Source organism: Pseudorhodoferax aquiterrae (assembly GCF_014652235.1).
Taxonomy (GTDB): domain Bacteria; phylum Pseudomonadota; class Gammaproteobacteria; order Burkholderiales; family Burkholderiaceae_C; genus Pseudorhodoferax; species Pseudorhodoferax aquiterrae.
The window spans coordinates 125,064-137,680 of the sequence record NZ_BMYK01000017.1 but is presented as its reverse complement, the minus strand read 5'-3'; the positions used below and the strand labels follow the sequence as shown (position 1 = coordinate 137,680).

The 12,617-nt window shown below is 72.8% G+C and carries 15 protein-coding genes; 8 read left to right on the top strand and 7 right to left on the bottom strand.

Translation table 11 applies throughout. The features are described 5' to 3' along the window. The 4 genes from IE209_RS22450 to IE209_RS22435 all read right to left on the bottom strand — a co-directional run. Positions 1 to 937 (bottom strand): glycosyltransferase family 4 protein (locus IE209_RS22450; protein ID WP_189689136.1); only part of this gene is annotated, 937 nt, incomplete at its 3' end. Then, on the bottom strand, positions 937 to 1,344 hold the full coding sequence (locus tag IE209_RS22445) for a 6-pyruvoyl trahydropterin synthase family protein (RefSeq protein ID WP_189689135.1): 408 nt from the start codon (positions 1,342 to 1,344) through the stop codon (positions 937 to 939). The genes IE209_RS22450 and IE209_RS22445, both read right to left, overlap by 1 nt. Positions 1,345 to 1,348: 4 nt before the next feature. Then, positions 1,349 to 1,990 carry a DUF938 domain-containing protein gene (locus tag IE209_RS22440; protein WP_189689134.1) on the bottom strand — a complete coding sequence of 214 codons (642 nt, stop codon included), beginning with the start codon at positions 1,988 to 1,990 and terminating at the stop codon, positions 1,349 to 1,351. Next, entirely contained in the window at positions 1,987 to 2,967 is a 981-nt protein-coding gene (locus IE209_RS22435) for a zinc-dependent alcohol dehydrogenase (protein WP_229883002.1), read from the bottom strand. Before IE209_RS22435 ends, IE209_RS22440 begins: the two co-directional genes overlap by 4 nt. Before the next feature lie 54 nt (positions 2,968 to 3,021). Here IE209_RS22435 and IE209_RS22430 point away from each other — a divergent pair, with 54 nt between their 5' ends. The 5 genes from IE209_RS22430 to IE209_RS22410 all read left to right on the top strand — a co-directional run bounded on the left by IE209_RS22430 (position 3,022) and on the right by IE209_RS22410 (position 7,650). Further along, the gene (locus IE209_RS22430) at positions 3,022 to 3,786 is read left to right on the top strand and encodes a CDP-alcohol phosphatidyltransferase family protein (RefSeq protein ID WP_229883001.1); all 765 of its coding nucleotides are present in this window, start codon (positions 3,022 to 3,024) and stop codon (positions 3,784 to 3,786) included. Beyond that, positions 3,783 to 4,379 (top strand): YceI family protein, encoded by a 597-nt coding sequence (locus tag IE209_RS22425; RefSeq protein ID WP_189689131.1) that lies wholly within the window; start codon positions 3,783 to 3,785, stop codon positions 4,377 to 4,379. Before IE209_RS22430 ends, IE209_RS22425 begins: the two co-directional genes overlap by 4 nt. Continuing rightward, complete coding sequence (locus tag IE209_RS22420) at positions 4,376 to 6,070, top strand: alkaline phosphatase family protein (protein WP_189689130.1); 1,695 nt, start codon at positions 4,376 to 4,378, stop codon at positions 6,068 to 6,070. The genes IE209_RS22425 and IE209_RS22420 overlap by 4 nt, the downstream gene beginning before the upstream one ends. Further along, positions 6,019 to 6,729, top strand: coding sequence for a DUF502 domain-containing protein (locus tag IE209_RS22415; RefSeq protein WP_189689129.1), 711 nt, complete (start codon positions 6,019 to 6,021; stop codon positions 6,727 to 6,729). Before IE209_RS22420 ends, IE209_RS22415 begins: the two co-directional genes overlap by 52 nt. A gap of 78 nt (positions 6,730 to 6,807) precedes the next feature. Beyond that, positions 6,808 to 7,650 carry a dienelactone hydrolase family protein gene (locus tag IE209_RS22410; protein WP_189689128.1) on the top strand — a complete coding sequence of 281 codons (843 nt, stop codon included), beginning with the start codon at positions 6,808 to 6,810 and terminating at the stop codon, positions 7,648 to 7,650. Positions 7,651 to 7,669: 19 nt separating this feature from the next. Here the strand turns inward: IE209_RS22410 and IE209_RS22405 are convergent, their stop codons facing one another. Further along, the gene (locus tag IE209_RS22405; RefSeq protein ID WP_189689127.1) at positions 7,670 to 8,431 is read right to left on the bottom strand and encodes a sulfite exporter TauE/SafE family protein; all 762 of its coding nucleotides are present in this window, start codon (positions 8,429 to 8,431) and stop codon (positions 7,670 to 7,672) included. A gap of 107 nt (positions 8,432 to 8,538) precedes the next feature. Between IE209_RS22405 and IE209_RS22400 the strand changes: the two genes are divergently transcribed. After that, on the top strand, positions 8,539 to 9,477 hold the full coding sequence (locus IE209_RS22400) for a LysR family transcriptional regulator (RefSeq protein ID WP_189689126.1): 939 nt from the start codon (positions 8,539 to 8,541) through the stop codon (positions 9,475 to 9,477). Here the strand turns inward: IE209_RS22400 and IE209_RS22395 are convergent. After that, on the bottom strand, positions 9,437 to 10,357 hold the full coding sequence (locus tag IE209_RS22395) for an EamA family transporter (protein ID WP_189689125.1): 921 nt from the start codon (positions 10,355 to 10,357) through the stop codon (positions 9,437 to 9,439). The two genes, IE209_RS22400 and IE209_RS22395, sit on opposite strands and share 41 nt — an antisense overlap. 76 nt (positions 10,358 to 10,433) lie before the next feature. Between IE209_RS22395 and IE209_RS22390 the strand changes: the two genes are divergently transcribed. Beyond that, positions 10,434 to 10,928 carry an Lrp/AsnC family transcriptional regulator gene (locus IE209_RS22390; RefSeq protein WP_189689124.1) on the top strand — a complete coding sequence of 165 codons (495 nt, stop codon included), beginning with the start codon at positions 10,434 to 10,436 and terminating at the stop codon, positions 10,926 to 10,928. Between the two features lie 129 nt (positions 10,929 to 11,057). Here IE209_RS22390 and IE209_RS22385 read toward each other — a convergent pair whose 3' ends face one another. After that, positions 11,058 to 11,696, bottom strand: a complete 639-nt coding sequence (locus IE209_RS22385; RefSeq protein WP_189689123.1) for a helix-turn-helix transcriptional regulator — start codon at positions 11,694 to 11,696, stop codon at positions 11,058 to 11,060. Positions 11,697 to 11,820: 124 nt separating this feature from the next. Between IE209_RS22385 and IE209_RS22380 the strand changes: the two genes are divergently transcribed. Beyond that, complete coding sequence (locus IE209_RS22380) at positions 11,821 to 12,606, top strand: response regulator (RefSeq protein WP_308433207.1); 786 nt, start codon at positions 11,821 to 11,823, stop codon at positions 12,604 to 12,606. Positions 12,607 to 12,617: the final 11 nt, after the last annotated feature.

Below are 12,617 nucleotides of genomic sequence, written 5' to 3'. Positions count from 1 at the left end.
CGGCGTCGCGCAGCGCCTGCAGCGCGGCCTGCAGCGCCACGCCGTCGCCGGGCGGCACGAGCACGCCGGCCGAGGCCGGCACGGTGTCGGGCACTGCGCCGGCCGCGCAGCCGAGCACGGGCAACCCGTGTGCGAGCGCCTCGGCGAAGGCCATGCCATAGCCCTCGTGCAGCGAGGGCAGCACGAACAGGTCGGCCTGCGCGTACAGCGCCTGCAGCGGCTGCACATCCACTTCGCCGTGCCAGGTCACACGGTCTGCGAGGCCCAGCGATTGCGCCAGGGCCCGGGCCGCCGCGGCGGTGGCCGTGTCGCGCTCCAGGCTGCCCACGCAGTGCAGGTGCCAGGGCCGGTCGCGCAGGCCGGCCAGTGCCTGCAGCAGCAGCGCATGGGCCTTGCGCGGCGTGACCGTGGCAACGCACAGCAGCGACAAGCCCTGCACGCTGCCGTGCGCGGGAGGCGCCGGATCGGTCCCTGGCGCGACCACCGCGGTGCGCGCTGCGGGTACGGCGTAAGCCTGCAGCGCGCCGGCGGTGGCCGCGCTGGTCACGACCACCTGGCGCGCGCAGGCCAGCGCACGCCGCTCGCTCGCTGCGAGCAAGGTCTGCTCCGGTGCCGACAGCCCGCTCTCCAGTGCCAGCGGGTGGTGCACCAGCGCCACCCAGCACAGGCGCGCCGCATGGCGCTCCGCGAGCTCCGGCAGCGCGCCGAACGCCAGGCCGTCGGCCACGACCAGCGCACCGTCGGGCAGTGCTTCGACACAGGCCGCGGCCCGCGCGCGCGCTGCCGCGTCGGGCCAGGGGAAGCCGTCGCCGGGCGAGCACCAGTCGACCTGCCAGCCCTGTGCGCGCAGGCCCGCGACGATGCGCCGGTCGTAGAGCGTGCCACCGGTGCGCGCCTGCGCATCGCCGGGCACGAGGAACACGCAGCGGCGCGCCATCAGGCCGGCGCCAGCGGGCCCTCGTATTCGGCCCAGGCCACGTGCGACTCGTGCAGCCGCACGCGCAGTGATTGCAGGCCATGGGCGTGCGGCCCCAACTCGCCGGCCTGGGCGCGCGCGGCGATGCGCTCGAACATCACGCGGGCCATGAACTCCGTCGTGGTGTTCTGGCCCGTGAAGGCGCCCTCGTCGTCCAGGTTGCGGAAGTTGAATTCGGCCAGCACCTCGCGCAGCACGGTGGTGGCCAGCGCGATGTCGACCACCATGCCGTCGGCATCGAGCGCGCGGCGCCGGAAGGTGGCATCGACCACGTAGGTCGCGCCGTGCAGGCGCTGGGCCGGGCCGAAGGCTTCGCCGCGGAAGCTGTGGGCGATCATGAAATGGTCGCGGACGTTGACGCTGTACATGGATTCAGGCGGGTTGGAAGACGAGCAGGAGGTTGTTGGCGGGCATGGCGTGGCGCTCGGCAAGCCGCAGGCCGGCCGCGTGCGCCTCGCCCACCACGTCGGCCAGCGCGCGCAGGCCCCAGGCCGGGTCGCGCTGGCGCAGGTCGGCATCGAAGGCAAGGTTGCTCGGCGCGGTGGGCACATCGGCCTCCAGGTAGGGGCCGTAGGTCACGAGTCGTCCGCCCGGCGCCAGGTAGCGCGCCGCGCCCTGCATGAGGCCGGCGCAGGCGGACCACGGCGCGATGTGCAGCATGTTGGCGCACAGCACGAGGTCGAAGCTGCCGGCCTCGAAGGCCGGACCCTCGTCCGGCCAGCGCGGCGCGGTGGCGTCCAGCAGCACCGGACCGTGGACCTTGGCCGCGCCCTCCTGCGCACACCAGGCGTCGATGGAGGCGAAGGCCGCGTCCGTGCGGTCGCTGGGCTGCCAGACCCAGCCTGGCATGCGCGCCGCGAAAAAGGCCACGTGCTGGCCGGTGCCGCTGGCGATCTCCAGCGCGTTGCCCGAGGGCGGCAGCAGCTGCAGCAGCCGCTCGAGGATGGGCTCGCGGTTGCGCTCGCAGGCCGGGCTGCGCTGGGCCAGGTGCCGCAGGGTCGAGGCGATGGTCATGGTGGGGGGTAGTCGATGCGTTGGCAAAGGGTCTGGGGCGCGCCGTCCGACAGGCGCTGCAGCACGGCCGGCAGCGCGTCGAACGGAGCCTGGTCGGTCAGCAGGGCGTCGAGCACAGGGTCGCGCAAGAGGTCGAGCGCCAGCGCCAGGCGCCGGCCATGGCTCCAGCGGCTGCGCTGCGCCGCGGCGACCTGTCCGACCTGCGAGCTGCGCAGGCTCAGGCGCTGGGCGTGGAAGGCCTCGCCGAGCGGCAGCGTCACGGCGCGCCGGCCGTACCAGCTCAGCTCCAGCACCTGGGCCTCGAAGCCGGCCAGGCCCAGCGCCGTGACCAGGCCCTGCGGCTGGCCGCTGGCGTGGACCACGAGGTCGGCACCGGGCCGTGCCGTGGTCGGCGATGCGAAATCCAGGCCCAGCCGCGCGGCCACGCCGGCGCGTTCGGGCCGCACGTCGACGAGCTCGACCGCGCAGCCCGGCATGCGCGCAGCCAGCCAGGCCACCAGCAGGCCCACCACGCCGCCGCCGACCACGGCGATGCGGTCGCCCAGGCGCGGCGCGGCGTCCCAGAGCGCGTTGACGGCCGTCTCCATGTTGGCCGCCAGCACCGCGCGGGCGGGCGGCAGGCCTTCGGGCAAGGCGTGGACGGCCGCGACCGGCACCTGGTAGCGCGTCTGGTGCGGGTGCAGGCAGAACACGGGCCGGCCCAGCCAGTCCGCCGGGCCGTCCTCGACCACGCCGACGCTCGCGTAGCCGTACTTCACGGGCCCGGGGAAATCGCCCTGCTGGAACGGCGCGCGCATGCGCTGGTATTCGCTCGCGGGCACCTCGCCGCGGAACACCAACAGCTCGGTGCCGCGGCTCACGGCACTGTGCAGCGTGCGCACTTGCACGCTGCCCGCGGGCAGCGCCGGCAGCGCGCCGCTGCGCAAGGCGGCGCGGCCGGGCGCTTCGGTCCAGCAGGCGTTGTAACCCTTGGACACCTTTGGGGAATGCGTTGCTGGCATGCTTGGTCGGGCATCTTATCGAGGAGTCCCGTGCCCCCCGCCCATGCCCTTGCCGCCCCGCCCCAGCGCCACGCCCTGCGGCGTGACACGGCGCTCGCGCTGGCCTGCGCCCTGCTCGCGCTGCTGGCCGGCGCCCTCGCCGCGCGCGCGCTGGCCGGTTTCGGCGCCTGGTACATCCCCAAGGCCCTGGCACTGTTCGGCCTGGGCGCGGCCTGCGTCTGGCAGGGCCTGGCCCAGCATGCGCCGCACCGGCGCTTCGGCGCGGCCAACGCCATCACACTGGCGCGGCTGGCGCTGGCCGCGCTGCTGGCCGCAGCGCTGGGCGAGCCGCTGGCCGAACGCCCTGCGCTGGCCTGGGCCGCCGTGCTGCTGGCCACGCTGACGGCCCTGCTCGATGCCGTCGACGGGCCGCTGGCACGCACGCGCGGCCAGGCCAGCGCCTTCGGTGCGCGTTTCGACATGGAGACCGACGCGCTGCTGATCCTCGTGCTCAGCGCCTTGGTGCTGCAGTTCGGCAAGGCCGGCGCCTGGGTGCTGGCCGCCGGCGGCATGCGCTATGCCTTCGTGCTGGCCGCGCGCCTGTGGCCCTGGCTGGATGCGCCGCTGCCGCCGAGCTGGCGGCGCAAGACGGTCTGCGTGGTGCAGATCGTCGCGCTGATCGTCTGCCTGGGGCCCATCGTCCCGCCGGACTGGTCGGCCGCGCTGGCGGCCGCCAGCCTGGCCCTGCTGGCCTGGTCCTTCGCCGTCGACATCGCCTGGCTCGCACGCCGGCACACCACCGAGGCCCGCCCATGACCCATGCCCTCCCCGTCCGCCTGCGCCGTGCCCTGTGCGCCGGCCTGCTCTGCGCCGCCCTGCCGGCCTTCGCGCAGAGCGCGCGCTACGAGATCGACCCCGACCACCTGACCCTGGCCTTCCTGGTCGAACACATCGGCTACGCCAAGGTGCTGGGCCAGTTCCGCAAGGCCAGCGGCAGCTACAGCTTCGACGAGGCCAGCGGCCAGCTCGGCGCGGTGCGCATCGAGGTGGAGACCGACAGCGTGAGCAGCCAGCACAACGGTCGCGACCGGCATCTGCGCGGCGGCGACTTCCTCAACGCCTCGCGCTTTCCGCGCATGGTGTTCACGGCGGCGGACGGCAAGCGCACGGGCGAGCGCCAGTACGAGATCGCCGGCGAGCTGGAGCTGCTGGGCCGCAGGCAGCCGCTCACGCTCACGGCCACCTGGAACAAGAGCGCACCCTCGCCCATCACCAAGCAGCACACCATGGGCGTGTCGGCGCGCGGAAGCCTCAGGCGCAGCGCCTTCGGCATGGACTACGGTGTGGCCAACGGCTGGGTCGGCGACGAGGTGCAGCTGCTCATCGAGTTCGAGGCCATCCGCAAGTGAGGCGGGCCTGGCCGCTGCTGCAGCTGGCCGTTCCGCTGCTGGGGCTCAATGCGCTGCTGACGCTGGTCAACCCAGGGCCCGCGCCCTGGCCGCAGCTCACCGCGCGCATCGCGCCTGAACTCTGCATCGCGCTGCTGCTGGCCGCGGCCTGGGCCGCCTGGCGCGGCCGCCTGCCGCCGCGCCTGCTGCGCACGCTGGCCGCGGCCTGCACCGTGCTGGCCGTGGTGCGCCTGGCCGAAATCACCTCGGCCGCGCTGTATGGCCGCACGCTGCACATCTACTGGGATGGCCGCCACCTGGGCCAGGTGCTGGCGGACCAGGGCGTCGCGCGCTGGCAGGTGCTGCTCGGTGCCGGCGCGCTGGTGCTGGCCTGCGCGCTGCTGTACCGGCTGCTGCTGGCGCTCTGGCACATGCTGGGCAGCGCGCTCGCTGTGCGGCCACTGCGCCGTGCAGCCCTGGGGGCCAGCGTCCTGCTGCTGGCGCTGTTTGCCGCGCACGGCGTGCAGGGCCTGGACCGCAACCGCTGGTTCGCCGGCGCCGTCACGCCCGTGCTGGCCCGCCAGCTCGCGCTGACCGCGCTGCTGCTGCCGCGCGACGCGGCGGCCGAACGCCTGACGCCCAGCCCGGCATGGGACAGCGATCTCGCCGGCCTGCACGGCGCCGACGTGCTGCTGCTGTTCTCCGAGTCCTACGGCGTCAGCACGCTGGACCGGCCCGCGCAGGACGCCGCGCTCGCCGCCCCGCGTGCAGCGCTGGCCGATGCCATCGCCGCGAGCGGCCGCTGGGCCGTCTCGGCGCGCGTGCGCTCGCCCACCTTCGCGGGTGGCTCCTGGCTGGCCCACGGCGCCCTGCTCACGGGCGTGGACACGCGCGACCCGCTGGACTACGAGCTGCTGCTGAGCAGCCAGCGCCGCACGCTGGTGCAGCACTTCGGCGCCCACGGCTGGCGCACCGTGGGCTGGATGCCGGGGCTACAGCGCGACTGGCCCGAGGGCCGCTTCTTCGGCTTCGACCGCATCGCCGATGCGCGCAGCATCGGCTACGCCGGCCCGCTGTTCGGCCCGGCGCGCTTGCCGGACCAGGCCGCGATGGCGCTGCTGCACGCGCAGGAACTCGCCGGCCCCCGGCCGCGCGCGCCGCGCTTCGTCGTCTTTCCCACGCTGGACAGCCATGCGCCGTTCCGCCCGCTGGCGCCCTTCGTGGCCGATTGGGCGCGGCTCGCGGGCCCGGCGCCCTACACCGCGCAGCAGCACGCCGTGGCGCTGGACGAGCCGGTCTCGCTGCGCGCGCCGGTGCCGGCTTATGTGCAGTCCATCGCCGGCACCTGGGCCTGGCTGGGCGACTACCTGCAGCGCCTGGCACCGCCGGGCCTGGTGGCCATCGTGCTGGGCGACCACCAGGCCTTCCCGGGTGTCAGCGGCGAGCGCGCCCCCTGGGACGTGCCCGTGCACGTGATCGCGCAGGACCCGCTGCTGCGCCAGCGCCTGCTGGACCTGGGTTTCGACGCAGGGCTGGCGCCGCGCGGCCCCGTGCTCGCCGACATGCACGAACTGACACCGCTGCTGCTGCGGGCATTCGCCGGCAGCGCCGTGGCCTTACCATCGCCCGCCGCCCAACAACCCGTCGTCGCCACACCACCATGCTCGCCCGCCTGCAGGCCCAGTCCAAACACCTCGCCCGCCCGTTCCTGACCGGGCTGCTGGCCGTGCTGCCGCTGGCCGCCACGCTGGCGCTGCTGGGCTGGTTCTGGCAGTTGCTGGCGGCCTGGTTCGGTCCGTCCAGCCTGTTCGGCTCGGTGCTGGTGGCGATCGGTTTTTCGGTCACGCGGTCCGAGTCCATCGGCTATGCGCTGGGGCTGCTGCTGCTCTGCGCGGCCATCTACGTGCTGGGGGTGCTGGTGGAAGCCGGGCTGCAGCGCGGCCTGCAGCGCATCGTCGACCGGCTCATGACGCGCATCCCGCTGGTGCGCAACATCTACGACCTGGTCAAACGCATGGTCGACCTGTTCTCGCGCAAGAGCGGCGAGGGTCTGGGCTCCATGAGCCCGGTCTGGCTGCATTTCGGCGGCCGGCCCGCCGCGGACGCGCCGCCCGCCGAGGGCCAGAAGGTCGCCGTGCTGGCCCTGCTCTGCACGCCCGAGCCCGTGGTCATGGACGGCGGCCGCCGCTACCTGGGCGTGCTGGTGCCGACCGCGCCCGTGCCCGTGGGCGGCGGCCTGCTCTACGTGCCCGAGGACTGGGTCAGCCGGGCCGACGTGGGCATCGAGGGGCTGACCAGCATCTACGTGTCCATGGGACTCACGACCAACCAGTACATGAACGGGCGGCAGGCGCCGACGCCACCCACCTGAAGCCATGCCGCATTGCCGGTCATTCCGATTCGTGGCATAAGCCCGGCTGCTTTCGAGCCCATCCAAAAGGAAACCACCATGTGCGATCTGAACGACCAGGAAGAGCTTCACAAGTACACCCGGCGCGACTTCGGCGCCTGGGCCGCTTCTGCCGGCCTGCTGACGGTGCTGCCTGCCGTGGCCAATGCCGCGGCCGTGGCCGAGCGCGAGGTCAGCATCACCACGCCCGACGGGGTCTGCGATGCGTACTTCGTCGCCCCCACCTCGGGCAGCGCACCCGGCGTGCTGGTCTGGCCCGACGTGTTCGGCCTGCGCCCCGCCTTCCGGCAGATGGGCAAGCGCCTGGCCGAGTCGGGCTACAGCGTGCTCGTGGTCAACCCGTTCTACCGGCAGAAGAAGGCGCCCACCGCGGCCCAGGGGGGGCAGACGCCGATCGAGGAAGTGCGCCCGCTGATGCAGGCCCTGACGCCGGCCATGCACCTCTCCGACGGCAAGACCTTCGTCGCCTGGCTCGACGCCCAGAGCGAGGTCGACAAGAAGCGCAAGATCGGCACCACCGGTTACTGCATGGGCGGGCCGATCGCGGTGCGCACGGCCACCGTGGCGCCGGGCCGCGTGGGCGCGGTCGCGAGCTTCCACGGCGCGGCCATGGTCACGCAGGCACCCGACAGCCCGCACCGCCTGGTGGGCCAGACACAGGCGCACTACCTGATCGCGGTGGCCGAGAACGACGACGCCAAGGAACCCGAGGCCAAGACCACGCTGCGCACCGCGATCGAAAGTGCCAAGCTGCCGGCCGAGGTGGAGGTCTACCCGGCGGCCCACGGCTGGTGCCCGCCCGACACGCGGGTCTACGACGCGGCCCAGTCCGAGCGCGCCTGGACGCGATTGCTCGCAACGTTCGGCAAGGCGCTGGCCTGATCCTGCCGGCGCCGCGCGCTCAGCCGCGCAGCAACATGTGCGCGCCCAGCCCCAGCAGCCCCAGGAAGAAGCAGCGCCGAAACAGCGCCGGTGACAGCCGGCGCCGCAGCGCCGCACCCAGGGCCATGCCTGCCAGTGCCGGCACCAGCATGGCCAGCGACAGGCCCCAGGGCATGTCCACCTGGGCGCTGCCCAATCGCAGGCCCGCGGCCAGTGCCAGCGTGGACACCGTGAACGAGATGCCCATGGCCTGGATCAGTTCATCGCTGCTCCAGCGCAGCGCCTGCAGGTAGGGCACGGCCGGCAGCACGAACACGCCCGTGGTGGCGGTCACCAGGCCGGTCGCGAGGCCGACCAGCGGGCCCCACAAGGGCTCGGCCGCGGGCGCCACCGACAGGCGCCGCCCCGCCAGGCCCCACAGCGCGTAGACCACCAGCGCCCCGCCCAGCGCCAGCGGCGCCCAGGCGCCGCCCAAGCCACCGAAGGCCCAGGCCCCGCCCAGCGTGCCGGCCACCACGCCGGCCTGCATGGGCCAGAGCCGGCCCAGCATGGCGGTGAGCCGGCCCCAGGGCTGCATCTGCCACAGGTTGGTGAGCAGCGAGGGCCAGATCAACAGCGCCGCGGCCTCGGCCGGCGCCATCCACAGCGCCAGCAGGCCCAGCGCGACGGTCGGCAGGCCCATGCCCACCACGCCCTTGACCAGGCCGGCCAGCAGGAACACGCCGGCCACGAGCATGGGCAGCAACAAGGGCGATCGGGCCAGGCTTTCGGACAGCAGCATGGCGCCGATTCTGTGCAGCGCCGCTCCGGCCCACCAGCCGGCATGCGCGCAGGGCGGCTCAGGCCATGCCTGAGGCGCGGTCCACGCCCGCGTGCTAGCGTGCAGGCATGCGCTTCGACCTCACAGACCTTCGGCTGTTCACCCACGTGCATGCGGCCGGCTCCATCACGGGCGGCGCCGCGCTGAGCCACATGACGCTGGCCTCGGCCAGCGAGCGCATCCGCGCCATGGAGGATTCGCTGGGCGTGCCGCTGCTCGTGCGCGTGCCGCGCGGCGTGCAGCCCACGCCGGCCGGCCACAGCCTGCTGCTGCATGCGCGCCAGCTGCTGCTGCAGGTCGAGCGGCTGCAAGCCGACATGGGCAGCTACGGCGCCGGCCTGCAGGGCCAGGTGCGGCTGCTGTGCAACACCTCGGCCATGGCCGAGCACCTGCCCGGCGTGCTGAGCGGCTTCCTGGCCGCGCACCCCGGCATCTCGGTGGACCTGGAAGAGCGGCCCAGCGAGGAGATCGCCGACGCGCTGCGCCTGGGCCTGTGCGACATCGGCCTGGCCTCGGACGCGGCCGACCTCGCCGGCCTGTCGGTGCACCCGCTGTGGCCCGACCCGCTGGTGCTGGTGGTGCCGCGCGGCCACGCCTGGGCCGGGCGCGGCGGCGTCACGCTGGCCGAGGTGGCGGCCACACCGCTCGTGGGCCTGGTCGAGCACAGCGCCTTCCACACCCACCTGGCGCGGCACGCGCGCCGCATCGGCCGGCGGCTGGTCTACCGCGTGCGGCTGCGCAGCTTCGAGTCGGTCTGCCGGCTGGTCGGTGCCGGCATCGGCCTGGGCATCGTGCCGGCGTCGGTGGCCACGCGCTGCGCCCGCAGCGCGGGCGTGCAGCGCGTGCCGCTGGCCGAGGACTGGGCCGCACGCCAGCTCGTGCTGTGCCTGCGGGCGGGCGAGGCGCTGGCACCGGCCGCGCAGCTGTTCGTGCAGCACCTGCTGGCCGGCGTGGCCACCGGTCCGGTCAGCGCGGCGCCATCCCGGCGGCGTCGGCCACCTTCCTGAAGCGCTGCGGCGCGGCCGTGCTGCGCACGGTCGCGGCGCTGCCTATCGAGGCCGCCATGATCAGCGCGATGGCCAGCCACTGCGCAGCGCTGAGCCGCTCGCCGAGCAGGACCAGCGCGAGCACGGCGGCCACGGCCGGCTCCATGCTGATCATGATGCCGAAGGCCTGTTTGGGCAGGCGCTGCAGCGCCAGCATCTCCAGCGAGATCGGCACCGCGCTGGACAGGATGGCCACGCCCAGGCCGACACCCAGCACCGGCAGCGACAGCAGCGCCCCGCCCGCATGCGCCACGCCTACCGGCAACACCACCAGCGCGGCCACGGCCAGCCCCAGCGACACCGACAGCCCCGCCGGCACATGGCCCACGCGCTTGCCGAACACGATGTAGGTGGCCCAGCACACGGCCGCCAGCAGCGCGAAGCCCACGCCCACCGGGTCCAGCGTGCCCACCTGCTGGCCCAGCGGCAACAGCAGCGCCAGCCCGGCCACGGCCAGCAGCACCCAGACGAAGTCCACCGGCCGGCGTGAGCCGTACAGCGCCACCGCCAGCGGGCCCGAGAACTCGATCGCCACGGCCACGCCGAAGGGCAGCGTGCGCAGCGCCATGTAGAACGCCAGGTTCATGAGGCCGAGCGCCACGCCGTAGCAGGCGATCACGCGCAGCTCGGCGCGGCCGGGCAGGCGCCGCCAGGGCCGCCACACCAGCAGCAGCACCACGGCCGACAGGCCCACGCGCACGGCCGTCGTGCCCTGCGCGCCGACCAGCGGGAACAGACTGGCCTTGGCCCAGGAGGTGCCGATGCCCAGGAAGCCGACGGCGCCGAGGATGGCCAGGAAGGGAAACCAGAGGGAGGAAGAAAAAGCGCGTTGCGACGACATTGAAGAGAATGTATTGCGCCGAGCTGCCCGTTCTGGCTCGGATTTCGCGCCCCGAACGCAACTTTCGCTCGCACCCATGCCCGCAAAAGCAGCCGCCGCCCTGGACGGCTTCGACCTCGCCATCCTGGACATCCTGCAGCACGACAACACCGTGCCGCAGCGCCTGATCGCGCAGGCGGTGCACCTGTCGGCGCCGGCCGTGCAGCGGCGCATCCAGCGCCTGCGCGAGACCGGCGTGATCCGCGCCGAGGCGGCCCAGCTCGACGCCGCCCGGCTCGGCCGCCCGCTCACGCTGCTGGTGGAGGTGCACGTGCACGACGAACACCCGCGCCGCACCGCCGGCCTGCACGCGCGCATCGCGGCCGAACCCGCCGTGCAGCAGTGCTATGCGATCACGGGCGAGGCCGACTACCTGCTGGTCGTCACCGCGGCCTCGATGGCCGACTACGACGCGCTGGCCGAGCGGCTCTTGCGCGGCGACGAGAACGTGCGGCGTTTCCGCACCTCGGTGGCTCTGGGTTGCCTCAAGCTCGGGCTGCAGGTGCCGGTGCTGCCCGACGCGCCGGACTGATCAGCCCGAGGGGACGTCGACCACCCGAACGACAACTGGCTAGGCTACGGCGCCCGGCCCGGCTGGCCTGGATCCAGGGTCTTGCCTGCCCTCTCCGGCAACGCCGGCCGGCGCGGTGATCGGCCAAGATCAATGGTGCATGACGCCAATCATCGGGACGAGTTGCGGCATGCGCGACATCAGGGCCAGCAGTGCGCGTACGCTGGGGCTGCCAGTTTTGGTGCGAATCGCCGCGATCTGCGTGAGCACGGTGGTACGGGCAACACCATGCACCAGCGCGATGTCGTTGGCGACAAGCCCTTTGCATAACGCGCCCAATACTTGGGTTTCGGCCATCGTGAGCTGGTGGCGCAGTGCGAACTGCTGCAGTTCCACGGGGCCGCAGATCTCCTCGCGACCGAACAGGGCGAACGCCAGTTGCCTGTCCTGCACCGGCACGGGCAGCAGCGCGACCGACACGCTGCCCCTGGGCAGCTTGAGCTCCACCAGCTCGCGGTGTCCCTGGTGGCACACCTTGGCAAGCACGGAAACTCGATCGTGTGGCCAGCGCACGCGTTGGGGATCTGGGTCCGTACCCGAGGCCAGACGCTTGAAGAGCGCGCGCGCACTGGCGTTCGCGAACCATGCCTCGCCGGCGGCATCGAGCAGCGCCATGCCATGGGCGCACCGGTCCAACCCTGCGACCAGCGCAGTCAATACGGGATGGCCGTTCCACTGCGCCTCGGCGTTGACGGCCATCCGCTCGAAGCTTGTTGTTGTCGCCTGCATCGCAAGGTCCTCCTGTCGGTGATTCCGATGGGAAGTCTAGGAACCGGGCCACGCGCCCACCAGTAAACCGTCGCTCCTTCGGCCTGAACTCCGGTCTGCATCCGTTGGCTAGTGCTTTGGTTTAGTGGCTTGCCGCACCGGCGGGGCTTCGCATGGGATAAGCTGGCAGCAGCGTGCGACCTGTTCACTGCCAACGGTGACGGAGGCCACGCAAGCCTGGAGGTGTGCGTTGCATGTTGTACTCGTCGACGACCATCAGCTGATCTGGAACGGTACCCGGCGCCTCTTGGAAGAAATGCACCGAGAGACCGGCGGGGTGGCCGATGCATTGCAGTTCCAGGCTGTGCTCGATGTGGAGGCCGCCTGCGCACTCCCGTGCAGCGATGTCGATCTCGTGTTGCTGGATTACCACTTGCCCGGCCTGTCCGGCGTGCCGGCATTGCAGCGCATGCAGCAACGGTTTGAAGGTGCCAGCGTGTGCATGCTATCGGCCGAGAGCGGGAGTGATCACATCCGGGCCGTACTCGATGCCGGTGCCTCCGGCTTCATTCCCAAGTCCTACAGCGAGGCGGACATGTCCATGGCGTTGCGCCTGGTGCTGCGCCAGCGGGTCTACGTGCCGGCCGAGTTCGTCTTCTCCGAGGACGTGGTACGCGGGCACGAGGCCGACGAAGTCGGCAGCGAGGATCTGGCCAACTTCCTGCGCATCGACCTGTCGACCCGGCAGCGCGAGGTGCTGGCCCTGGCCCTGAAGGGACTGCCGAACAAGAGCATCGCGCGCCGCCTGGACATCGCCGAAGGCACGGTCAAAGTGCACCTGTCCATGGTCTACAGGGCGCTCGGCGTGAAGAACCGCGTCTCGGCCCTGTGCCGCGTGCTGCAGGCCGGTGCCGCGCACGCGCTGGGATGAACGGCTCCGAG

Bases quoted from the DNA above. Each gene is read 5' to 3' on its own strand.
- IE209_RS22385 (WP_189689123.1), bottom strand. From the start codon at position 11,696: ATGCAGGCGACAACAACAAGCTTCGAGCGGATGGCCGTCAACGCCGAG.
- IE209_RS22390 (WP_189689124.1), top strand. From the start codon at position 10,434: ATGCCCGCAAAAGCAGCCGCCGCCCTGGACGGCTTCGACCTCGCCATC.
- IE209_RS22425 (WP_189689131.1), top strand. From the start codon at position 3,783: ATGACCCATGCCCTCCCCGTCCGCCTGCGCCGTGCCCTGTGCGCCGGC.
- IE209_RS22440 (WP_189689134.1), bottom strand. From the start codon at position 1,990: ATGACCATCGCCTCGACCCTGCGGCACCTGGCCCAGCGCAGCCCGGCC.
- IE209_RS22445 (WP_189689135.1), bottom strand. From the start codon at position 1,344: ATGTACAGCGTCAACGTCCGCGACCATTTCATGATCGCCCACAGCTTC.
- IE209_RS22400 (WP_189689126.1), top strand. From the start codon at position 8,539: ATGCGCTTCGACCTCACAGACCTTCGGCTGTTCACCCACGTGCATGCG.
- IE209_RS22415 (WP_189689129.1), top strand. From the start codon at position 6,019: ATGCTCGCCCGCCTGCAGGCCCAGTCCAAACACCTCGCCCGCCCGTTC.
- IE209_RS22410 (WP_189689128.1), top strand. From the start codon at position 6,808: ATGTGCGATCTGAACGACCAGGAAGAGCTTCACAAGTACACCCGGCGC.
- IE209_RS22405 (WP_189689127.1), bottom strand. From the start codon at position 8,431: ATGCTGCTGTCCGAAAGCCTGGCCCGATCGCCCTTGTTGCTGCCCATG.
- IE209_RS22395 (WP_189689125.1), bottom strand. From the start codon at position 10,357: ATGTCGTCGCAACGCGCTTTTTCTTCCTCCCTCTGGTTTCCCTTCCTG.